Raw genomic sequence first — 21884 nt, forward strand, 5'->3', positions numbered from 1 at the left:
TGTCGCGCCCCGTTTCGCCGGCCCCGGACCCGTCGGCTGCCTCCGGACCCGCCGGCCATCCCCCGTCCGCGAGAAGGCGAGCCGGCGCAGCGGGGCAGCGCAGCTGGCCGACGGGGTTACTGCGCCAGGCCGTACAGGCGGTCGCCGGCGTCGCCGAGGCCCGGCACGATATAGCCGACCTCGTTGAGTTTCTCGTCGACGGCCGCCACGACCAGGTTGCACGGCACCTTCAGGTCCGCGAGCAGGTCGTGCAGGCGCTCGATGCCCTCCGGGGCAGCCAGGATGCAGATGCAGGTGATGTCGTCCGCGCCGCGGTCGACGAGGTACTGCACCGCCCCACCCAGCGATCCGCCGGTGGCGAGCATCGGGTCGAGGACGTAGCACTGGCGACCGGACAGGTCCGCGGGCAGCCGCTCCGCGTAGGTCATCGGCTGCAGCGTCTCCTCGTCGCGGATCATCCCGAGGAAGCCCACCTCGGCCGTCGGTACGAGGCGCAGCATGCCCTCGAGCATGCCGAGGCCGGCGCGCAGGATCGGCACGACGAGCGGCGCGGGATCGGCGAGCTTGGTGCCGGTCATGGGAGCGACCGGCGTCTCGATGTCGACGGGGTTGACCCGGACACCGCGCGTCGCCTCGTAGGCGAGAAGGGTGACGAGCTCATCCACGAGCTTGCGGAACACCGGCTGGTCGGTGTTCTTGTTCCGCAGGTGGGTGAGCTTGTGATCGACGAGGGGATGGTTCACGACGCGTACTTCCACGGTCCAACTGTCCCACATCCACCCTCCCTCGCGAACGTGCGGGGGCGAGACCGCCGGAAGACACCCCGGCCGGTGTCGCCGGACGGGCCGACGTGCAAGGATGGTTACCGGGTCACCGGTCGGGAGGAGTGGGCAAGTGGACGTGTTCGACGAGGATGCTGAGCCCTTCAACCTGAAGGGGAACGACGAGGACGAGTTCGACGACGACGATGACTACGACCTCGACGACGCCACCGAGGACGACGTGGACCTGGTCGTCGCGCTGTACCGCGAGGACGGCAAGGCGACGGCCGTGCCGCTGGACTTCGACCTCGCCAATGACCTCGATGAGCTGATCAACCAGCTCACCCGACTCCCGGGCGACTCCGGCGCCGACGGGTGGGTCTCGATCGGCGGCGAGTTCTTCGTCATCTGCCGGGCCCGCGGCCGCACCGTCGAGGTGCTGCTGTCTGACTCCCAGGCCGCGCTGGAATGGCCGATCGCCCGCGACGTCGTCGACTTCCTCGGCGTCGACGTGCCGGAGGAGGACGACGACTCCGAGCCCGTCGGGGACCTCGAGATGTACTCGGCCAGCGGTCTGCACGCCTTCGAGATGGAGGCCATCGCGACGGACTACGACGAGGACTCCGACGAGTTGCTGTCGCGCATCGCCGACAAGCTCAAGGTCGGCGACGAGTTCCACCGCGCCGCCGAATCCTTCGACTGAGGTCGAGTTGGGTACCCGCTGGCACGCGCCGATGCGGCTCGCGCTGGCCGAGGCCGACCGGGCCGGGCAGCACGGCGACGTACCCATCGGCGCCGTGCTCCTCGGGCCCGACGGCGCGGTTCTTGCCGCCGGCGGCAACGAGCGCGAACTGACCGGCGACCCCACCGCCCACGCGGAGGTCGTCGCCCTCCGTCGTGCCGCAGCGGCCGTCGGCGAGTGGCGCCTGACCGGCTGCACGCTGGTCGTCACGCTCGAGCCCTGCACCATGTGCGCGGGAGCGATCGTCGCCTCGCGCGTCGAACGGCTCGTCTTCGGGGCCTTCGACGAGAAGGCCGGCGCCGTCGCCTCCCTGTGGGACGTGGTGCGCGACCCTCGCCTCAACCACCGGCCGCAGGTCGTCTCCGGCGTACTGGCCGACGAGTGCGCAGCCCGACTCGACGCGTTCTTCGCGGGGCGCCGCTCAGTGGGCTTCGATGATCTCGACGAGGGAACTCAGGTCGGGCTGCGCGCGGCGGAACAGCGCTGCGATCACCGCAGCGACCGCGACAATCCCGAAGCTGACCAGTAGACCGCCCTGGCCGCCCGCGTGGTCGATCGCCACACCGGCCAGTGCCGAGCCGACCGATGCGCCGAGCAGCTGCCCGGTTCCGATCCAGCCGTACGCCTCGGCGGTGTCGGAGAAGTCGACGCTGCCGGCGATGACCGACGACACCGCGGCCAGTGCCGGCGCGCAGCCCAGCCCCGCGATGAACAGCGCGATCGACAGCGCCCAGAACCCCGAGGTGGCCGCCGCGATACCGAAGCCCGCCGTCACGACCACGAGCCGCAGCGCCATGGACCACCTGGTCAGCGGACGCTGCCCCGAGATGAGTCCGCCGAGCAGCGACCCGATCGAGCAGATGCCGAGCACGAGCCCCGCGTTGAGGGAACCCTCGCCGAACGACGCGACGATCGCCGCCTCGACCGCGGCGAAGCCGCCGATCAGGAACATCGACGTGACGAACATCAACACGACCGACGAGTTCCGCAGCACCTTGCCGAATCCGCTCGATGTCGCGGGGATGCGGAGCCTGCGCACGTGCGGCGCGAACGTGAAGATCAGCCCGCCGACGACCTGGATCGTCGCGACGATCAGCAGCGCCGTCGAGCTGCCGAGCAGAGTCACCAGCAGCGTGATCGCGACGGGGCCGATGACCCAGATGATCTCCTGCAGCGCCGCGTCGAGCGAGAAAAGCCGCGTCAGCTGGTTCTGCGGGACGAGTTGCGGATACAGCGACCGCACGGCCGGGATGATCGGGGGAGTGGCCGCGCCGCCGAGCGCGCCGAGGATCATCATGGCCGGCAGCGACAGGGGGACGACCGCGAGGATCACGACCGAGGACACGGCCAGGATGAGCGTCACCAGCAGCACCGGCATCGTGCCGAACCGGCTCAGCTGCCGCGAGACGACCGGGCCCGCGACCGCGGTGCCGATCGAGAACGCCGCGAGCACCAGTCCGGCCGAGGTGTAGTTGCCCTGCGAGTGCTCGACGTGCATGAGGATGCCGAGCGAGTACATGCCTGCGGGGAAGCGTGCGAGGAGCTGCGCGGTGATGACCAGCGCGAGCCCGGGAAGCTTGAGGAGATCCGCGAATTGACGCACCGGCTCACTCTACGGCTCGCGGCCGTGGCGACCAACTCCTCCTGCCGGTGCCTGGGTGCCGGTCCATCGGCACCCAGACCCGCCTCGATTGGCGAATCCGTTGCCTGATCCGGTAAATTAGCTCGCGGTGATGTGTCTGAGCGGCCGAAAGAGCTCGCCTCGAAAGCGAGAGTGGGGTCAAACCCACCGGGGGTTCAAATCCCTCCATCACCGCTGAAGTTCAGCCCGATCCGGATCTCCGGGTCGGGCTGAACTGGTTATTGCGACGATTGACGTTGCTCGTCATGGGGGTGCGGGTTGGACCTTTCGCTTCGCTCAAGGCGCTTCGACAAGCTCAGCGACCCGGTTCCCTGAGCTTGTCGAAGGGCGCCGAGCGAAGCGAGGTGGATTCGGGCGTCGTCGGCAGGGGCTGTTCGCGCCGGTGCCGGGTCTTCCTCCCAACTCCGTCCCGGCGTGCATAACTGTGGCCTGGTCCGGAGCACTCGGACATAGGGCGCGTGCCGGGGCTCTGGCCACAGTTGTGCTCGGGTGTGAGCGGTTCGGGTCACTTCGAACCTGACGAAACGTCGACTGGGCGAGGCTCAGGCCTCCGGGCTGGCCGACGGCGACGGGGACGGGCTGGGGGAGGCGCTGGGGGCGGGGACGCAGACCTCGCCGCTCGCGACCTTGACCTTCTTCTGCGGCTTCTCGCCCTCGCCCTGGAAGTCGGTTCCGAGGAGGATGTCGATGGTGCCGTCGACCCTGCCGTCGTTCTCGATGGTGGCGTCCTTGTAGTAGGAGGCGACCATCGCGAGCATCTCGGGATTCTGGGTCTGGTTGCCGCGGATGACGGTGCCGCGGACGGCCTCGTCGGTGTTGGTGGTCTTCAGCACCTTGAAGCCGGCGTTCTTGAGGCGGGTGGCCTCACGTGTGGCCAGGCCCGTCGTGAACCCGCCGTTCATCACGTTGACCCGGACGTTCTTCGGCTGCAGCGTCGTCAGGGGTTTGACGACGCAGGGCGTGGGGGTCGGCGTAGGGAAGGGGGCCGTGAGTTCCTTCCAGCCCCAGGTCGCGCCCCAGATCAGCACCCCGAGGAGAGCCAGCAGGATGACGGGGGTCGCGATGAGCCGGAACGTTTTCACGGGGTGTCTCCGCCTTCGTTGGTGGGTGGACCGGGGTCAGTTCAGCTCGAGCACGCGGGCGTGCATCGTCTGGCGCTGCTGCAGGGCCGCGCGCAGCGCGCGGTGGAGGCCATCCTCAAGGTACAGCTCACCCCGGTAGGCGACGACATGCGCGAAGAGGTCCCCGTAGAAGGTGGAGTCCTCCTCGAGGAGGGCCTCGAGGTCGAGGGTCCGCTTGGTCGTCACCAGCTCATCCAGGCGCACCTGGTGGGGCGCGATCGCGATCCACTGCTTCTGGGTGTAGCCGTGGTCGGGGTACGGGCGTGAGTCGCCAACTCGCTTGAAGATCACCCCCTTAGCCTACCCAGGGGCGACGCCGATCGGTCCACGGGCACGCCCAGCGAGCCTGCGATGAGCTGTCTGCTGGGCGTCGCCGCAGGGCGGCCGGTCGCGAGAAGTGGCCGTGACTACCTGTTGAGGGGCCCTGAGGTGTGAAAGAGTCGCCCTGTGACCGATACTCAGCCGTCGCTTCGCGACACGATCATCGCCGGGTACACCTTCGACGCGCCCGCCGCGACGCTCGGCGTGCTGATCGACGCGGGCGCGCCTGTCCCCGACGCCCCGATCCGCATCCCCTTGGCGATGTTCAACCGGCACGGGCTCGTCGCCGGGGCGACCGGCACCGGCAAGACCAAGACCCTGCAGGTGATGGCCGAGGCGCTCAGCTCCGCGGGCGTGCCGGTGTTTGCGGCCGACATCAAGGGAGACCTGTCCGGCCTGGCGTCGCCAGGCGAGGTCAGCGAGAAGCTGACCGCGCGCGTCGAGGCGCAGGGGCAGCCGTGGGCGGCCGCCGGCTTCCCGACCGAGCTGTACGCGCTCGGCGGCGAGGGCATCGGCGTCCCCGTCCGGGCGACCATCTCGTCGTTCGGGCCGATCCTGCTGGCGAAGGTGCTGGAGCTGAACCAGGTGCAGGAGTCGTCGCTGGGGCTCGTGTTCCACTTCGCCGACCAGGCCGGCCTGCCGCTGCTGGACCTGAAGGACCTCGTCGAGCTGCTGAAGTACCTCACCGGCGACGAGGGCAAGGCCGAACTCAAGGGCATCGGCGGGGTCTCGTCGGCGACGGCAGGCGTCATCCTCCGGGCTCTCGTCGGCCTGTCGAGCCAGGGCGCGGACGCGTTCTTCGGGGAGCCGGAGTTCGACTCCTCCGAGCTGCTCCGCGTCGCGCCGGACGGCCGGGGGATCGTGTCGTTGCTCGAGCTCCCTCAACTTGCCAGCCGCCCTGCCCTGTTCTCGACGTTCCTCATGTGGCTGCTCGCCGATCTGTACGAGGCGCTGCCCGAAGTCGGCGACCTCGACAAACCGAAGCTCGTGTTCTTCTTCGACGAGGCGCACCTCCTGTTCGACGGCGCCTCCAAGGGCTTCCTGGACGCCATCGAGCAGACCGTGCGACTCATCCGCTCCAAGGGCGTCGGCGTGTTCTTCGTGACTCAGACACCCAAGGACGTGCCCGACGACGTGCTCGCCCAGCTGGGCTCGCGCGTGCAGCACCAGCTGAGGGCACACACGCCGAACGACGCGAAGGCGTTGCGGGCGACGGTGGCGACCTATCCGAGGTCCGGCTACGACCTGGAGCAGTTGCTGCAGCAGCTCGGCACGGGCGAGGCGATCGTCACTGTGATGAGCGAGAAGGGTGCCCCCACGCCCGTCGCGCACACCCGCATCTGGGCGCCGACGTCGCTGATGGCGCCCACGCCAGAGCCGCAGCTGCAGGCGATCGTCGCCGCGTCGCCGTTGACGGAGCGCTACGGGGCGGCGATCGATCGCGAGTCGGCCTACGAGATCCTGAGCCGCAAGCTCGCCGCCGGAGCGGCGAAGGCGGCGGCGGAGGAGCAGGCCAAGGCGCAGGCGGCCGCCGCGAAGGAGGCCGAGAAGGAGCAGGCCGCCGCCGCGAGGGAGGCCGCCAGAGCGCAGGCCGCCGCCGAGAAGGAGGCCCGCGCGGCCGAGGCAGCCAGGCGGAAGTACGAGAGGGAGCACCCGAGCCTCATCGACCAGGTGACCAGCTCGAGCACCTTCCGGTCGCTTGTCAGGTCCGCGGGCCGCGAGATCATCCGCGGCATCTTCGGGACCGGAAGGAAGTAGTCGTCGCGTGGGCCGGGGGGACCATGACAGATGAGCAGGCACTAGCGGTCGACCCGCTCGCCTCCGAGGCGTGGGCGCCGGTGCGCCGCGACCTGCGCCGCCGCGATGCCACGGCGCTCCGGGTCATGCTGGGCCGGGAGCTGGACCACGTCGTCGGGCCCGACGGCGAACCCGTCGACGTCAGCGGCCTGCTCCGGTTCTGGGCAAGGTTCTGCCAGGCCGTCTACGACGAACAGGCCGACCAGCTGGCCGACGAGCTCGGCCTACCGCCTACCCCGGCGGGTTCCCGGATCGACTGGGACACGGTCATCGACGGCGTGTTCGCGGAGGTGACCGGGCAGTTTCCGGCGGCAGACACGGACCTCGGGGCGCGGTGCCGCGCCACCTTCGCCGTCTTTGCGCAGGCCGAGACCATCGTGTTCTGGGAGTACGCCGTCGTGTCGAGTGAGGTGGCGGCGACCAGACGCGCGCTGGCGCGACTGGCGGGCGAGGGCATCGTCGGCACGACGCCCGCGGCCGACGCATGCCGTGAGGTCGTGCACCTGTGCGCCCGCATGCTCGGCTGCCTCGAGGACGAACTGAGGGTGGAGGCGGCGATGACCGCGTGCGCGGTCGACTCCGTCGGGCTTCGTGCCTCGGTGGCGAGCACGGGCCTCGGGGACCTCGACGATGACGTCGCCGCGCTGCGGGCCCGGATCGTCGAGGACCAGGGAATGGACGCCGATGTGACGGGGCACCTCGACGCGTTGCTCGCGCTGATCGCCGACGACATCGCCGGGACCCGGCCCTACTTCGAGCTGCTGTCCGACGCCATCGCGCCGGCCTCCGCAGCCTTCCTGGCGAACCTGCCGGAACGCAGAGCCGACGCGGGGGTCGCGGCCGCGCTCCGACGGGCGGCCGACCGTTGCCGCGACTTCGAGCACGGGCCGACGGGCCGCTGGTCCGTCTTCGGCACGGAGATCCGCGCGCAGCGGATCCCGCTGGAGACTGCGGCGGTCGCGTTGGAGTCCGGGCAGGAGACTTTGGAACTGACCGGGGCCGAGGTCACCTACCTGTACCCGTTCGGGCTGCCGGTTGCCGCCACCGGCACCGACGTGCTGCCCGAACTGGTGGCTGGCGAACGGCCGCATGACGACGCCTGGCATCCTGTCGACATGCTCGCCGGAGCCCGCATCGTGATCGACGACGCGCCCCGCTCCGACGGCTGGTTGGCCTCCTCGTCGGTTCAGGAGAAGGACTACCGGGCCTTCCGTGCCGTGTTCCCCGACCATGAGCTCGTCCTGACGACGGCGGATGGCCTGACCTACGTCGGTCTGGACCTCGACGTGCTGCTGAGCGGAATGGGCAATCACATCGTCCGAGTGAAGGTCGAGACCAACACCAAGGGGTCGGGTTCGGGTGGCAGCTCCGGCGCCTGGAGCCCGCACGATCTCGAACAGGCGGTGCGGCGCGGCGGTCAGTTCGCCGGGGCGGAGGGCGTCCTGCTCAGGGCCCGCACCCCCGGCGTCTCCGACGGTGTGGAGTGCGGCTCGCTGCTGGAACTCGCCACCCGCATCGTCGCGGACCTCGCCCGCGCCGCTCACGAGCACGGGGCGAGCCCGGAGGAGGAACTCGATCGCGATCTCGCCGTCGTGGAGGGGTTCCTGGCCCGCTACTGCCAGGTGCTGGTGACCGTCTCGCGCGCCGACGCGGTGTCGCCGGGCGGCGGGCGTCGGTCGCTGCTTGACGAGTCGGATCTGGAGGGTGTGCTGGGCGTGCAGACGGCGCTGACCGCGCAGCGCTCGCTCGCGCAGAGCGCGCTCGAGTGGGTGGCCTACCCCCGCGCCGACGCCGAGCTCCGCCGACGGCGCACGCTCGGCGGCCGCATCCAGCGTGAGGTGATCTGGTGCGCCGGCGACCTGACCGCGCTGTTCGTGCCGACCGCCCCGCACTGGAGATCCGTCGCCACGCAGGCGGACGTCCACTACGCCTCCAGCCTGATCGGCGTCTACTGGCGCCGCCAGCAGTGGCTGCGGCGCGTCGTCGACGAGGTGGGGGAGTCCCTCGAGGCCGATCAGGGCGCCTCGCTGCAGGTGCTGCGCGCCGCGGCGAAGCGTCTCGGCGAGGCGATCCGTCACGTCCAGCTGCTGGTCGACCGGGCGAACGAGCACACGCTGTCTCAGGACCAGCAGGGTCGGGAGGTGCTGCAGCACCTGATGGGTCTCAACGGCGTCGCAGAGCTGCGGCAGTCGCTGGACGCCACGGTCGAGGCGGCACAGAGCACGCTCCGGGCTCTCACGGAGCGCGTCGCCGACGCCCGCGCGGACGCCGAGGAGGAGGCGCAGCGCGGCAGGGAGCGGCCGTTGCAGATCCTGCTTGCGGTGCTGGCCGTCGCCGGGATCATCGACGTGCTCGGCTGGTTCAACGAGGGACTCGGGCGCACCGGTGACCGCACCTGGTGGCTCGGGGAGACGGTGCTGCTGGTGGCGACCGCGGGCGTGCTGTGGTGGCTGGGCACCCGCGCCTGGCAGCGGCGGGACAGCCGTCGGCGGAAGGACCCTCAGGAGACGGTGTAGCGCTCGAAGGCTGGGTCGGCGGCGGCCTTGTCGCTGAGGGCCTGCAGGTGCTCAGCCAGGGTCGCCGCGGTCAGGCTGCCGGAGAAGAAGCGGTTCCACAGAACGTTCTGCTGGGTGTTCAGCCCGTAGTAGGAAGGGAATCGCCACGTGAAGATGGCGTCGCCTGCGTCGGCGATCACGCGCGTCTGCGACGTCAGCGCCGACGAGGTGAGGTCGGCGGGCACGGAGCTGCGCACCACGGTGGGGGTCAGGTTCGCCCGGACGAAGCTCTCGGCAACCGGCAGCGACAACAGGGACCGCAGCAGCTCCTTGCCGCCCTCGGGATTGGCGGAGTTCGTCGGGACGACGAAGGCCTCGGTGGGCGTGAGGTGCGCGGCGGCCGGAGGCAGCGCCGGTGATGAGGTGAGCGTCGGGACGGGCGAGACGGTCATCTCGAAGTCGGCGGCCGTGCGGCCCTCCATCTCGCGCGCGATCCAGGAGCCCGCCGGGTACAGCAGCGCCCGGTCCTGCTGAGACCACTGGGACTGGGCGGCGACGTGGCCCGCGCCTCCGTCGAGCACATAGCCCTCGGCGACGCAGGCCTCCAGCTGCGCGAGCACGCCCGTGACGGCGGGGTGGTGCCAGGCACCGTCGGCGAGGTTGTCGAGGGCGATCCTGACCTCGTGGCCGCCCTCCTTGATGGCCGACGTGATCGCCAACTCCTGGTAGTAGTCGGCCGAGTCCTCCCCGTAGACGAACAGGTACGTGTCGCTCGACCTGGCCTCTTCGGCGAGCGCGAGCATCGTATCCCAGGTGGCCGGCATCGTCCACCCCTCGGCGGCGAACCGGGTTGCAGAATGCCACAGGCCGTAGACGCTGAGCGCGTAGTTGATCGCCACCTGCTTCTGGCCGATGAGGCCGGGGGCGGTTGCGTTCTCGGTGAGGGTATCGCCCAGGACTGTGCCGTCGGCCGAGGCGGTCAGCAGGAGCGCGGTGAGGTCCTCGAAGTCGTCGACCATCGAGGCGAGCGGGAAGGCGCCGGGCCCGGAGTTGTCGAGCAGGTCCGGCGGGGTGCCCCCGTCGGCGAAGCGGTCGGCCAGCTCGCCGGACACGCTGGTCACGGGCGTGATCGTGACCGAGATCCCGGGGTACTGCGTGGCCAGAGCGTCGCCGGCCTCGCGGACGTAGTCCGTGCCGAAGGCCCCGTCGAAGACGGCGGCCTCGACCTCGAGGGAGTCGCCCGGCCGGGACGGGAACGCCGTCGGGGTCGCGCTGCCCGGAGACGGGACCGGGGTGGGGATGATGGGGTCGTCGGCGCAGCCCGAGAGCGCGGCGACAGCACCGACGCCGAGTCCCTGCAGGACCCGACGTCGGCTGAGCGTCCCCATGTCGGGCCCTGTCAGCGCCCGGTGCCCGCGTAGACCGTGGCGGTCTCGTCGGCGTCGAGGCCGAAGGCGGTGTGGGCGGATCGGACGGCGGCCTCCACGTCGTGCAGGCCGACGATGACGGAGATGCGGATCTCGGAGGTGGAGATCATCTGGATGTTCACGCCAGCGGTGGCCAGGGACTCGAAGAACGTCGCGGACACGCCCGGGTGGGAGCGCATTCCGACGCCGACGACGGAGACCTTGCCGATCTGGTCGTCGTAGAGGAGCTCGTCGAAGCCGATCTCGGCCTTGACCGCGTCCAGCGCGGCGATGGCCTTGGCGCCGTCGCCGGAGGGGAGTGTGAAGGAGATGTCGGTCTTGGTGTCCGACAGGCGCGAGATGTTCTGGACGATCATGTCGATGTTCAGGTCCTGGTCAGCCACGGTCTTGAAGATCCGGGCGGCCTCGCCGACCTTGTCCGGCACGCCGACGACGGTGATCTTCGCCTCGCCGCGGTCGTGGGCGATGCCGCTGATGATGGCTTCTTCCATGGTGGGGTCCTTGTCGATCTCGTCCTGGTTTCGCAGCCAGGTGCCGGGCTTGTCACTGAAGGAGGAGCGGACGTGCACCGGCACGTTCTCGCGGCGCGCGTACTCGACGCAGCGCAGATGGAGGATCTTGGCGCCGGAGGCGGCCAGCTCCATCATGTCGTCGTAGCCGATCTGGTCGATGTGGCGCGCGCTCGGCACGATCCGGGGGTCGGCGGTGTAGACGCCGTCGACATCGGAGTAGATCTCGCAGTAGTCGGCGCCCAGCGAGGCGGCCAGCGCGACGGCGGTGGTGTCGGAGGCGCCGCGGCCCAGTGTCGTGACGTCCTTGGTGGTCTGCGACACTCCCTGGAAGCCTGCGACGATCGCGACCTTGCCCTCGTCGAGCGCCTTCTCGACGCGGCCGGGGGTGATGTCGATGATGCGCGCGTTGCCGTGCGTCGGGGTCGTCAGGACGCCGGCCTGCGAGCCGGTGTAGGACACGGCCTCGACGCCGAGGTCGGACAGGGCCATCGCCAGCAGCGCGGCCGACTGCCGCTCGCCGGTGGTCAGGAGCATGTCGAGCTCGCGCGACTTGGGTCTGGGGGACACCTTCAGCGCGAGATCCATCAGCTCATCCGTGGTGTCGCCCATGGCCGAGATGACGATGATGACGTCGTTCCCTGCGCCGCGGGTGCGGGCGATCCGACGTGCGACACGCTTGATGGACTCGGCGTCCTCGACGGACGACCCGCCGAACTTCTGAACGATGCGACCCATGCGCAACCACCTCCTGGTCAACCTCGTCGAGTCTAGTTGCCCGGTGCGGACGCCGCGACCATGCCAGCGCGCCTTGGACGCGGTGGTCGGGGTCGCCGTCGTCCTGCCCGGACCCCAGCCCACCCCGTTGTCGATGCGTCGCAGGTCGCCACTCCAGGATCCAGCCCACACCGTCGTCGATGCGTCGTCCCGGTCCCGCGCCGCTCCCGAAAATCGTTCAGTGGTCGATTCTCCCCGGTCCGGTCACGACTTTCGCCCACTGCCTGGCCGTTGGTGGCCGGAGTCTCGCTGCGAAAAGCGGGCAGTGGTCGATTCTCCCTGGTCCAGTGACGACTTTCGCCCACTGCCTGGCGACGATGTTGGATCGGTGGCTGCGAAAAGCGGGAAGTGGTCGATTCTCCCCGGTCCGGTGACGAGAATCGCCCACCGCCTGGCTAGGGTCAGCCTTTCTCGCGCTCGGAGAGGACCTTGCGGTGCGTCTCACGCTCGTCGACGAGCCACGACGGCGGGTCGGCGAGCAGTGCGCCGATCTCGTCGGCGGTCATTGCGTCGGCGACGCCAGCGCGGGCGAGGCCGGAGCGGGAGATGCCCAGCTTGGCCGCGACGACGTCGCGGGGGAACGGGCCGTTCTTCCTCAGCTCCACCAGCCACGCAGGCGGATCGGCGCGCAGCTCGTCGAGCGCCTCCCGCGTGATCGGCGAGTTGCGGAACTCCTCCGGGGCGGCGGGCAGGTAGATGCCCAGTTTGTTGGCTGCCGTGATCGGCTTCATGGTCTGGCTCACCGGGCAAGCCTAACCCGGTACCATGCGGCAGTCCGTCCGCGGTGGTCGGCCGAAAGGTGCGAGGCGGTGGGCGCTTTTCGTCGTCGGACCGGGGAGAATCGACCAATGACCGATTTTCGTGAGGGTGCCGGACGCGGTGACAAGGCTGTTCCCGAGGGGGGCTCCGGCTCCGCCGGCGACGAGGGAGGCGCCCGTCCCGTCGTCGACGACTGGGCTCTGGGCGGGTCGGCCCGGCCGGCCGGGTCCGGGCTGCGGGTCGGCTACGTGCCCGGCGTGATCCTGACGAAGTGGCGGCGCACCTGGGCGGAGCGGTTCCCCGACGTCCCGTTGGAGGCCGTCGGGGTCGAGGAGAGCGAGGTGAGGCGCGCTCTGTCCGACGGCGTCGTCGACCTGTGCTTCGTGCGGCTGCCCGTCGAGCCCGACGGCCTCCACCTCATCCAGCTGTACGAGGAGCAGCCCGTCGTGTGGGTCGCCAAGGAGCACGCGATTGCCGCCGTCGACGAGGTGAGTGTCGCCGACCTCGCCGACGAGGAGGTCCTCACGGACGTCTCGGCGGTCAACATCGACAGGGTCGTGGCCGAGGTGGCTGTGCTGCGGGTGCCGTTGTCCGTCGCCCGGTCGAACAACCGTCGCGATCTGGTACACCGCCCCGTCGTCGATGCTCCGACCACCACCGTCGCGCTGGCCTGGCCCCGAGACGTCGACAGCGACCTGATCCAGGAGTTCATCGGCGTGGTGCGCGGCCGATCGGTCAACAGCTCTCGGTCGGCGCGGGAGCGAGCCGACCGTGATGGCGGGGCCGCGGGAGATGGGGCGCGGAAGCGGGATGGCGAAGGGGCACAGCGAGACGGGTCTCGGAAGCGAGACGCCCGCGGGGCCGGGAAGCAGCCCGCGTCGCGGAAGCCCCGGAAGCCTGCCCCGCGGGGTGGCCGCGGTCGCCGTCGCTGATCCGCTCAGACCCGCCCCGCGGGCACGGGAGCTGCGTCGGCCCCTCCCGTCGAGAGGCCCCTCCCCGCGACCCCAACGAAAAATCCCGGGCGCCAACGGTATGCACGGACGCCAACGATATTCGCGCGAGTATCGTTGGCGTCCGCGTATTTCGTTGGCGTCTGCGGGAGTGGGGACCCCGGGCTGGGAATCGGGTGGACGACGGGGGTGACGGGGACTGTCGGGAGTGTTGGCCGCTGGGCCACGGCCGCGCGACCCGGAGGGTAACGTCGACGGCGTGAGCGAGCTTCCTGTGCTGACCCCCGAAGAGCAACGAGTCCTCGGCTGCCTCCTGGAGAAGGAGGTGACGGTCCCGGCGAGTTACCCGCTGACCCTGAACGCGCTGCGCACCGCGTGCAACCAGACCAGCTCCCGGACACCCGTCGTCGACTACGACGAGCGCACCATCCAGGACGCGATGCGCGGGCTCAAGGAGAAGTCGCTGGGTCGCGTGACGTGGATGGACTACGGGCGGCGCACGCTCAAGTACGCGCAGTCCGCGACGCAGGAGCTCGACCTGGCCGACGACGAGCGGGCGCTGCTGACCGTGCTCCTGCTCCGTGGCCCGCAGGCGCCGGGTGAACTGAAGACCCGCACCGACCGCCTTTTCGGGTTCGCAGACCGAGAGGCCGTCGAGGAGTGCCTGGCAAGGATGGCGGCACGCGCACTACCGCTGGTGAGCGAACTCGGCCGCAGGCCCGGGCAGCAGGACTCGCGCTGGGCGCACCTGCTCGGCCGAGCCCCCTCAGCGGTGGCCGACGGCTCGGTCGTCGTCGAGCGTGAGGGGATTCTGTCCGCCGGCCCGCCGGCCCGCGACCGCGCGTTGGACGAGGCGTTCGAGGTGCTCGCCGACGAGTACGCCGACGAGCGTGAGCTGGCGCTGGCGCAGGCCCCGTTCGAATGGTGGCTGCTCACCCGCGCGGTCGAACTGGCCGACGGAGCCCCCGTCGCCGACGTCGGCTGTGGGGCGGGCGCGGTGGCGTCGTACCTGGCCGACATCGGCGCCGACGTGACCGGCTTCGACCGCGTCCCCGCCCAGGTGCAGCTCGCCCGTCGTCGCCACCCGGACGTGCTGTTCGAGGAGGGCGACCTGCGTCGCCTGCTCCGGCCCGCCACGGCCGCCGGCTGGGGCGCCGTCGTCGCGTGGGACGTGCTGAACCACTATGCACCCAGCGAGTTGCCCGCCGTACTTGCGTCGCTGGTCGCGCCGTTGACGGTCGGCGGGGTGCTGGTCGTGGCCGTCGAGACAGGGGCGTCGTCGAAGACGACGAGAGTACTCGGCGGCGTCGAGGTGCCGTGGGTGCAGCACGACCCCTCGCAGCTTCGCGGGCTGTTCGCTGCGGCGGGGCTGGGCGACATCGAGGCGTACCACGTGCTTGTTGAGGGCGACGACCGGCTGTACCTGCTCGGTCGTCGCGGCTGACCTCCGCTCCTGCGGGGGTGGCGGACAGGTCGGAACGCCTGCCTGGCCAGAGTTGGTGCCGCTGCTGCTTCTGCTGGGTGGTCGTCGCGACCAGGCAGTGGGCGATTCTCGTCACCGGACCGGGGAGAATCGACCACTGAACGATTTTCGGGTGGGGGTGGGCGGCCAGCACCGCAGCAGTACCGCAGCAGTAGGGGTGAGGTGGCCGGGACGCTTCGCGATGTCTGGAACAAACCCGGGTCAAAGGTGGATTGGGCCGGATAGGCTCGGAGTATGAGCACCGTGCGCTGGGGAATCGTTGGGACCGGTGAGATCGCACACGCGGTGGCCGGTGACTTCCAGTTCGTGCCCGAGGCCGAACTTGCGGCCGTCGCGTCGCGCACACAGGACAAGGCCGACCAGTTCGCAGCCCGGTTCGCCGTACCGAGGGCCTACGGCAGCTACCGGGAGCTGCTCGAGGCGCCCGACATCGACGTCGTCTACATCGCCACACCGCATCCGATGCACCGCGACATCGCGCTCGCGGCCATCGCGAACGGCAAGTCCGTCCTCGTCGAGAAGGCATTCACCGCCACGCAGGCGGGGGCAAAGGCGGTCGTCGATGCGGCGAGGGCGGGTGGCGTGTTCTGCATGGAGGCCATGTGGACACGGTTCCAGCCTGTCGTCGCGGCGGCCCGCGAGGTCGTCGCCTGGGGACGGATCGGGGACGTGATCGCCGTGCAGGGCGACCTCTACGCCCAGCGCGACTTCGAGCCCGGCCATCGACTCTTCGAGAAGGACCTCGGCGGCGGCGCGATCCTCGACCTCGGGGTCTACGTCGTGAACTTCGCGCAGGCGTTCCTCGGCGACGTCAAGGCGATCGATTGCATGACCCGCCTCTATGGCACCGGCGTCGAGAAGGCAGCCAGCATCAATCTGACGCACAGCGCGGGAGGGCTCTCGTCGCTGACCTGCGGTTTCGACGGGCCCGGGCCCGGGAGGATGTCGGTCATCGGGACGAAGGGGTGGATCGAGGTGGAACCCCGGTTCCACCATCCGACGAAGATCTCCATCCACCGCGCCGGGGTGCTGCCGCGGATCATCGAGGCCCGACCGATGGGGCGTGGCTACAGCCACGAGATCGCCGAGGTGACAGCCTGCATCGACGAGGGCCTCACCGAGTCGACCATCATGCCGCTGCAGGACACCCTTGAGGTCATGCGCGTGCTGGAGACCTGCCTGCGGCAGTCGGGCATCTACCACCACGAGGCGCACGTCGCGCTGGCCTGACCCGTCGGCCGCGTCGCGTCGGGTCGCTCGTCGTCGGATACCTGATCTCGTTGAGCGTGTCGGCGCGTGGTCTTTCGCGCACAACTGTGGCCAGAGCCGCAGCACGCGCGCATATGGGGAGTGCTTCGGCCCTGGCCACAGTTGTGCACAGGGAGGGTTGGTCCCTTCGCTGCGCTCAGGGCGCTTCGACAAGCTCAGCGAACCGGGTTCGGCTCAGCGATCCGGGTTCGGCTCAGCGAATCGGGGTTGGCTCGGCGGTCGGGGGCTGGGTCGCCGACTCGGCCACCAGCAACTGCAGACGCCACCCTTCTTGACCGACGCTACCTTTCGCGACACATGGGTCAAGTCCCGTGGTGTGGTGTCATTCCGTTGCTTCCTGTTGGTGGGTGATGGTCAGGCGGTGAGGTAGAGCTCGTGGTGGGCGGGTTCGGTGTGTTCGTGGAGGGTGTGGACGAGTTTGCGCATGGAGATGTCGGAGAAGTAGCGGCGTTCGCCGTAAGACCATTCCTCGTGCTGCTCCTGGAGGACGGCGCCGATGAGGCGGGTCACGGAGTCGCGGTCGGGGAAGATCTGGACGACGTCGGCGCGTCGTTTGATCTCCCGGTTGAGGCGCTCGATGGGGTTGTTCGACCAGACCTTTTGCCAGTGCTCGCGCGGCAGCGTCGCGAACCCGGTCAGGTCCGCTTCGGCGGCCTCGAGCATCGCGGTGACCTCGGGAAACGCGGAGCGGAGGCTGTCGGTGACGGCCTTGTATTGCGCGATCACGGTTTGGGTCGTGGTCTGCGCGAAGATCGTGGAGATCAGCGCGTTGACCGGTTTCGAGTGGGCCGATCCGAGGCGTTGAGTTACGTTGCGGGCGAAGTGGACCCGGCATCTCTGCCACCCCGCTCCGGGCAGGATCGCTTTCACTGCCGCTTTCAGTCCGGCGTGCGCGTCGCTGGTGACCAGGGTCACCCCGAGCGGGTCCGCATCGGTGGCGACCTTGAGGCCACGGTCGCGCAGCGAGCGGAGGAACTCGGTCCAGAAGTCGGTGGTCTCCGCGTCACCGAGCGCCATCCCGAGGATCTCGCGTCGGCCCTCACCAGAGACTCCGGTCGCGACGACCAGTGCTTGGGAGACGACCCGGCCGCGGTGGCGGACGTCGAGGTAGGTGGCGTCGAGGAACAGGTACGGGAACCAGGTGTGATCGAGTCTGCGGTGCAGGAACTCGTGGACTGCCTCGTCGATCTCGCCGCAGATCCGCGACACCGTCGAGCGGGAGATGCCGGTGTCGTTGCCGAGCGCACGGATCAGGTGCTCGACCTTCCGGGTCGAGACCCCGTCGATCCAGGCCTGGCAGATCACCGCGTAGAGGGCCTTATCGACCCGCCGCCGCGGGTGCAACAGAGACGGGAAGAACGACCCTTCCCGCAGCTTCGGGATCTGCAGGTCGACCTCCCCGGCCGGGGTCGCGAGGACCTTCGGGCGCGTGCCGTTGCGGCGGGTGGTCCGTTCCGGGGTGCGCTCGTAACGGGCGGCGCCGATCTTCGCGGTCGCTTCCGCGTCGACAAGGTCTTGCAGGCCGGCCTGCAGCATCCGGCGGAACACGTCCTGATGCGCGAGGTCGGGATCGGCGAGAACTTCACCGATCAGGGTCGAAAGGGCAGACTGGTACTGGGTCATCGTGGGATCTCTGCTTTGCTTCTTGCCGGAAACAACTGGTCATCCCACGATGGCCCTTCAACGTCCACGACGACGAGAACCCCCACAGGATTGACACCACGCTATGGGACTCACCCGACACATGCCACCGCCATGGCGGTGGCATGTGCTGAAACGGGTGGCGTCGGTCGGTGAGGGTGGCGTCGGTCGGTAAGGGTGGCGTCTGGGGACTGGCGATCAGTCGAGGAGTTCCAGCGTGCCGACGACGAGGTCGTGGGCATAGGGGGCCGCGACCTTCTCCAGGAAGGTCGGGAAGTCCAGCGACGTCCGGTCGTCCGCACCGTCCGAGATCGTCCGGGCGACGGCGAACGGCACCCCCGCCTGGTGGCAGATCTGCGCGACGGCCGCGCCCTCCATCTCCACGGCCAGCGCGTCGGGCAGGTCCGCCTTCAGCGCCGTCGACACCGCCGACGACGTGATGAACAGGTCGCCCGACACGATCAGCCCGCGGTGGACCGACGGTGCGGCAAGACCCAGCTCGGCGAGGTCGGGCCGGTGGACGGCGCACACCTTCGACGCAGACGCGGCGAGCGCAGCTGTCAGCAGTTGGTCGGCGGGCACCCGCGACAGGCCGATCGACGGCGTGACCCACCGGTCCCACACGGGCCGGGCGTCGAAGTCGTGCTGCAGCAGCTCCGTGGCCACGACCACGTCGCCGGGCTTGACGCCCTCGCCGAGGGCGCCGGCAGTGCCCACCATCACGACGGCGTCTGCGCGCTCGCACAGCACGGCGGCGGTGGCCGCCGCGGCGACCTTCCCGACGCCGGACTGTGCGATCAGGACCTCGCGGCCGGCCAGCGTGCCGTGGTGCACCTCGACCCCGACCAGCTGCGCCGTCAGGACCGGGCCCTCGAGGCGCGCGGCCTCGAGGACCGCGGACAGCTCCTCCGCGAGGGCTGCGATGATTGCGACCCTCATGCCTTCACCACCGAGACCTTCAGGCCGAGCTCGTCGTCGGTCGCGGTCGGCTCGGCGACGGGGCCGTGCGTCAGCGACGTGGCCAGCACCTCGCCGGCGATCAGCGCCGAGTGCACGTCGACGGCCTCGCCGATCGGCCCGTCGGCCTCGATCACCAGCGTGATGCGGTCCGAGACGTCCAGGCCGGCGTGCTTGCGCGCGTCCTGCACGAAGCGGATGACCTCGCGGGCCAGGCCCGACTGGATCAGCGCGGGCGTCAGCTCGAGGTCGAGCGCGACGGTCTCGCCCTGCTCGTTGACCACGGACCAGCCCTCGCGCGGCCGCTCGGTGACGATGACGTCGTCGGGGGTCAGGTCGATGTCCTCACCCTCGAAGCTGAACACCGCGTGGCCGAGGTCGCGCAGCTGCCCGGCGAGCCAGCGCGCGTCGAGCTCACCGATCGCCTTCGCGACCAGCGGCGTCCGCTTCGCGAACCGCTTGCCCAGGTTGCGGAAGTTGCCCTTCGCGAGGAAGTCGACGACGTCGCCCGCCGAGGTGAACGACTCCACCGACTCGACGTTCAGCTCGGAGCGGATCTCGCCCTGCAGCTCGGGGGACAGCTTCTCGAAGATCGCCGACGGGATCAGCATCCGGCTGAGCGCCTGACGGATCTTCACCTTCGACTCGGCGCGCGCCGCGCGACCCAGCTCGACGGTGCGGCGGGTCAGCTCCATCGCCTCGCTGAGCTCGGGGATGATCAGCGACTCGTCGGCCACCGGCCACGAGGCCAGGTGCACCGACTGCGGGCCCTCCGGAGCGGTCACGGCGAACAGGTCCTGCCACACGCGCTCGGTGACGAACGGCATGATCGGGGCCAGCAGGCGCGTGACGACGTCGAGCGTCTCGTGCAGCGTCCACAGCGCGCCCTCCTCACCCGTCCAGAAGCGGCGACGCGAGCGGCGCACGTACCAGTTGCTGAGCGCGTCGACGAAGCCGGCGAGGGCCTGCCCGTAGCGCTGCGTGTCGAACTTCTCCAGCGACTCCGTGGTGTCGAGGATCAGCTGCTGCGTCGCGGAGACGAGCCACTGGTCGAGCACGTGCCGCTCGGCGACCGTCGGCGCGGTGCCGGTGGGCTCCCAGTTCGCGGCACGCGCGTACAGCGACTGGAAGGCGACGGTGTTCCAGTACGTCAGCAGCACCTTGCGGACCGTCTCGCCGATGGCCTGGTGGCCGACGCGGCGGGCGGACCACGGCGAGCCGGAGCACGCCATGAACCAGCGCACCGCGTCCGCGCCGTGCTGGTCCATCAGCGGGATGGGCTCCAGCACGTTGCCCAGGTGCTTGCTCATCTTGCGGCCGTCGTCGGCGAGGATGTGGCCGAGGCACACGACGTTGCGGTAGGCCGACTCGTCGAACACCAGCGTGCCGACGGCCATCAGCGAGTAGAACCAGCCGCGGGTCTGGTCGATGGCCTCGCAGATGAAGTCGGCGGGGTAGCGCTTGGCGAACTGCTCCTTCGAGCCCTCGACGTGGGGGTAGCCCCACTGCGCGAACGGCATCGAGCCGGAGTCGAACCACGCGTCGATGACCTCGGGCACGCGGTGCGAAACCTTGCCGCACGTCGGGCACGCGAAGGTCACGTCGTCGACGAACGGGCGGTGCGGGTCCAGGTCGCTCAGATCGCGCCCGGCCAGCTCACCCAGCTCCGCACGGGAGCCGACGCACACCTGGTGGTCGTCCTCGCATCGCCAGATCGGCAGCGGCGTTCCCCAATAGCGGGTCCGCGACAGCGCCCAGTCGATGTTGTTGTTCAGCCAGTCACCGTAGCGGCCGTTCTTGATCGAGTCGGGGTGCCAGGCGGTGTCCTGGTTCTCCGCGATCAGCTTGTCCTTGACCTTGGTGGTTCGGATGTACCACGACGGCATCGCGTAGTAGAGCAGCGCGGTGTGGCAGCGCCAGCAGTGCGGGTAGGAGTGTTCGTAGTCGAGCTTGCGGAACAGGATGCCGCGCGCCTTCAGGTCCTCGACGATGATCGGGTCGGCGTCCTTGAAGAAGGCGCAGCCGACGAGGTCCAGCTCCGGGTCGAACGTGCCGTCGGGGCGGACCGGATTCACGAACGGCAGCCCGTAGGCGCGGCAGACCAGCATGTCGTCCTCGCCGAAGGCGGGAGCCTGGTGGACCAGGCCCGTGCCGTCCTCGGTGGTGACGTAGTCGGCGAGCGCGACGAAGTGCGCGGGCTCGGGGAACTCGACCAGGTCGAGCGGACGCTGGTAGTTCCAGCGCTCCATCTCGGCACCCGTGAACGTCTCGGTGAGCGTCCACTCGTCGCCCAGCACCTTCGCGGCCAGCGGCTCGGCGATCACGACGGGCTTCTGGTCGGGGTGCGTCGCGACGCGGTAGGTCACCTCGGGGTGCACGGCGACGGCGGTGTTCGACACCAGCGTCCAGGGGGTGGTGGTCCACACCAGCAGATCGACGGTGCCGGCGTGCGGGCCGGACGTGAGCGGGAAGCGCACGAAGATCGACGGGTCGACGACGTCCTCGTAGCCCTGCGCCAGCTCGTGGTCGGACAGCGCGGTGCCGCAGCGGGGGCAGTACGGGGCGACGCGGTAGTCCTCCTCGAGCAGGCCCTTGGAGTGGATCTGCTTGAGCGCCCACCACAGCGACTCGACGTACTGCGTGCTCATGGTGACGAAGGCCTCGTCCATGTTGACCCAGTAGCCCATGCGCTCGGTCAGGTCGCTGAACGCGTCGACGTGGCGCAGCACGGACTCGCGGCACTTCTCGTTGAACGCCTCGATGCCGTACGCCTCGATGTCGGGCTTGCCGGAGAAGCCGAGCTCCTTCTCGACGGCGAGCTCGACGGGCAGGCCGTGGCAGTCCCAGCCGGCCTTCCGCTCGACGTGCATGCCGCGCATCGTCTTGTAGCGGGGGAACAGGTCCTTGAACACGCGCGCCTCGATGTGGTGCGTGCCGGGCATGCCGTTGGCGGTGGGCGGGCCCTCGTAGAAGGTCCACGGCTCGCCGCCGGCGGTCTGCGTCAGGGACTTCTCGAACGTGTCGTTCGCGGCCCACAGCTTGAGGATGTCGTGCTCAAGGGCAGGGAAGTCGACCTGCGCGGGTACGGCTCGGTAGGTGGTCATCCAGGGTTCCTTCGTCCAGACGTCGGTCCGAAGGGACGAGCCGGGGCCCGCGGTACCACCCTCCTTGGGCGCATCGGGTGCGCCCCTCTCAATGCCGCCGCGGCCGGGTCTAGTGAGCGGATCTCTCCG

General features: G+C 69.8%; 16 protein-coding genes, 1 tRNA gene and 1 pseudogene. 8 read left to right on the forward strand and 10 right to left on the reverse strand.

The genetic code is table 11. From position 1 onward, the window contains the following. Positions 1 to 116 precede the first annotated feature (116 nt). Positions 117 to 758, reverse strand: a complete 642-nt coding sequence (upp, locus tag KDB89_RS01470) for a uracil phosphoribosyltransferase (RefSeq protein ID WP_219082839.1) — start codon at positions 756 to 758, stop codon at positions 117 to 119. 136 nt (positions 759 to 894) lie between these two features. On the opposite strand from upp, the gene KDB89_RS01475 reads away from it, so the two are divergent. After that, positions 895 to 1464, forward strand: a complete 570-nt coding sequence (locus KDB89_RS01475) for a tRNA adenosine deaminase-associated protein (RefSeq protein WP_219082841.1) — start codon at positions 895 to 897, stop codon at positions 1462 to 1464. A gap of 31 nt (positions 1465 to 1495) precedes the next feature. Then, positions 1496 to 1939 (forward strand): annotated as a pseudogene (gene tadA, locus KDB89_RS01480) (tRNA adenosine(34) deaminase TadA); the annotation flags it as partial. On the opposite strand, the gene KDB89_RS01485 reads toward tadA, so the two are convergent. Next, entirely contained in the window at positions 1925 to 3106 is a 1182-nt protein-coding gene (locus KDB89_RS01485; protein WP_219082843.1) for an MFS transporter, read from the reverse strand. The pseudogene tadA and the gene KDB89_RS01485 overlap by 15 nt on opposite strands. A 126-nt stretch (positions 3107 to 3232) precedes the next feature. On the opposite strand from KDB89_RS01485, the gene KDB89_RS01490 reads away from it, so the two are divergent. Beyond that, a tRNA-Ser gene (locus KDB89_RS01490) sits at positions 3233 to 3319 on the forward strand. Positions 3320 to 3687: 368 nt separating this feature from the next. On the opposite strand, the gene KDB89_RS01495 is transcribed toward KDB89_RS01490, so the two are convergent. Next, entirely contained in the window at positions 3688 to 4227 is a 540-nt protein-coding gene (locus KDB89_RS01495) for a LytR C-terminal domain-containing protein (protein ID WP_219082845.1), read from the reverse strand. Between the two features lie 36 nt (positions 4228 to 4263). Next, positions 4264 to 4557: a type II toxin-antitoxin system VapB family antitoxin gene (locus tag KDB89_RS01500; protein WP_219082847.1), complete on the reverse strand. Its 294-nt coding sequence runs from the start codon at positions 4555 to 4557 to the stop codon at positions 4264 to 4266. Between the two features lie 156 nt (positions 4558 to 4713). Here KDB89_RS01500 and KDB89_RS01505 point away from each other — a divergent pair, with 156 nt between their 5' ends. Both KDB89_RS01505 and KDB89_RS01510 read left to right on the forward strand, forming a co-directional pair. Then, positions 4714 to 6345, forward strand: coding sequence for a helicase HerA-like domain-containing protein (locus KDB89_RS01505; RefSeq protein WP_219082849.1), 1632 nt, complete (start codon positions 4714 to 4716; stop codon positions 6343 to 6345). Positions 6346 to 6368: 23 nt separating this feature from the next. Further along, positions 6369 to 8900, forward strand: coding sequence for a hypothetical protein (locus tag KDB89_RS01510; RefSeq protein WP_219082851.1), 2532 nt, complete (start codon positions 6369 to 6371; stop codon positions 8898 to 8900). On the opposite strand, the gene ngcE is transcribed toward KDB89_RS01510, so the two are convergent. The 3 genes from ngcE to KDB89_RS01525 all read right to left on the reverse strand — a co-directional run bounded on the left by ngcE (position 8885) and on the right by KDB89_RS01525 (position 12335). Continuing rightward, positions 8885 to 10267, reverse strand: coding sequence for an N-acetylglucosamine/diacetylchitobiose ABC transporter substrate-binding protein (gene ngcE / locus KDB89_RS01515; RefSeq protein WP_219082853.1), 1383 nt, complete (start codon positions 10265 to 10267; stop codon positions 8885 to 8887). The two genes, KDB89_RS01510 and ngcE, sit on opposite strands and share 16 nt — an antisense overlap. Before the next feature lie 11 nt (positions 10268 to 10278). Next, positions 10279 to 11553, reverse strand: coding sequence for an aspartate kinase (locus tag KDB89_RS01520; RefSeq protein ID WP_219082855.1), 1275 nt, complete (start codon positions 11551 to 11553; stop codon positions 10279 to 10281). Between the two features lie 440 nt (positions 11554 to 11993). Further along, entirely contained in the window at positions 11994 to 12335 is a 342-nt protein-coding gene (locus tag KDB89_RS01525) for a DUF5997 family protein (RefSeq protein WP_255556095.1), read from the reverse strand. A 105-nt stretch (positions 12336 to 12440) separates the two neighbouring features. On the opposite strand from KDB89_RS01525, the gene KDB89_RS01530 reads away from it, so the two are divergent. From KDB89_RS01530 to KDB89_RS01540, 3 genes are all read left to right on the forward strand, one after another. Then, positions 12441 to 13283: a LysR family transcriptional regulator substrate-binding protein gene (locus tag KDB89_RS01530; protein WP_219082857.1), complete on the forward strand. Its 843-nt coding sequence runs from the start codon at positions 12441 to 12443 to the stop codon at positions 13281 to 13283. Positions 13284 to 13560: 277 nt separating this feature from the next. Next, positions 13561 to 14745 (forward strand): DUF480 domain-containing protein, encoded by a 1185-nt coding sequence (locus tag KDB89_RS01535; protein ID WP_219082859.1) that lies wholly within the window; start codon positions 13561 to 13563, stop codon positions 14743 to 14745. 273 nt (positions 14746 to 15018) lie between these two features. Then, entirely contained in the window at positions 15019 to 16014 is a 996-nt protein-coding gene (locus KDB89_RS01540; RefSeq protein WP_219082861.1) for a Gfo/Idh/MocA family protein, read from the forward strand. 393 nt (positions 16015 to 16407) lie between these two features. Here KDB89_RS01540 and KDB89_RS01545 read toward each other — a convergent pair whose 3' ends face one another. The 3 genes from KDB89_RS01545 to ileS form a co-directional block, all read right to left on the reverse strand. Further along, entirely contained in the window at positions 16408 to 17676 is a 1269-nt protein-coding gene (locus KDB89_RS01545; RefSeq protein ID WP_219080107.1) for an IS256 family transposase, read from the reverse strand. Between the two features lie 216 nt (positions 17677 to 17892). Then, a complete protein-coding gene (locus KDB89_RS01550) occupies positions 17893 to 18633 on the reverse strand; it encodes a 5'-methylthioadenosine/adenosylhomocysteine nucleosidase (protein WP_219082863.1) in 741 nt (246 codons plus the stop codon). Further along, a complete protein-coding gene (ileS, locus tag KDB89_RS01555; RefSeq protein ID WP_219082865.1) occupies positions 18630 to 21755 on the reverse strand; it encodes an isoleucine--tRNA ligase in 3126 nt (1041 codons plus the stop codon). Before ileS ends, KDB89_RS01550 begins: the two co-directional genes overlap by 4 nt. Positions 21756 to 21884 lie beyond the last annotated feature (129 nt).

Source organism: Tessaracoccus palaemonis, from assembly GCF_019316905.1.
Classification (GTDB): Bacteria; Actinomycetota; Actinomycetes; order Propionibacteriales; family Propionibacteriaceae; genus Arachnia; species Arachnia palaemonis.

Bases quoted from the DNA above. Each gene is read 5' to 3' on its own strand.
- KDB89_RS01545 (WP_219080107.1), bottom strand. From the start codon at position 17,676: ATGACCCAGTACCAGTCTGCCCTTTCGACCCTGATCGGTGAAGTTCTC.
- ngcE (WP_219082853.1), bottom strand. From the start codon at position 10,267: ATGGGGACGCTCAGCCGACGTCGGGTCCTGCAGGGACTCGGCGTCGGT.
- KDB89_RS01530 (WP_219082857.1), top strand. From the start codon at position 12,441: ATGACCGATTTTCGTGAGGGTGCCGGACGCGGTGACAAGGCTGTTCCC.
- ileS (WP_219082865.1), bottom strand. From the start codon at position 21,755: ATGACCACCTACCGAGCCGTACCCGCGCAGGTCGACTTCCCTGCCCTT.
- KDB89_RS01520 (WP_219082855.1), bottom strand. From the start codon at position 11,553: ATGGGTCGCATCGTTCAGAAGTTCGGCGGGTCGTCCGTCGAGGACGCC.
- KDB89_RS01550 (WP_219082863.1), bottom strand. From the start codon at position 18,633: ATGAGGGTCGCAATCATCGCAGCCCTCGCGGAGGAGCTGTCCGCGGTC.
- KDB89_RS01540 (WP_219082861.1), top strand. From the start codon at position 15,019: ATGAGCACCGTGCGCTGGGGAATCGTTGGGACCGGTGAGATCGCACAC.
- KDB89_RS01510 (WP_219082851.1), top strand. From the start codon at position 6,369: ATGACAGATGAGCAGGCACTAGCGGTCGACCCGCTCGCCTCCGAGGCG.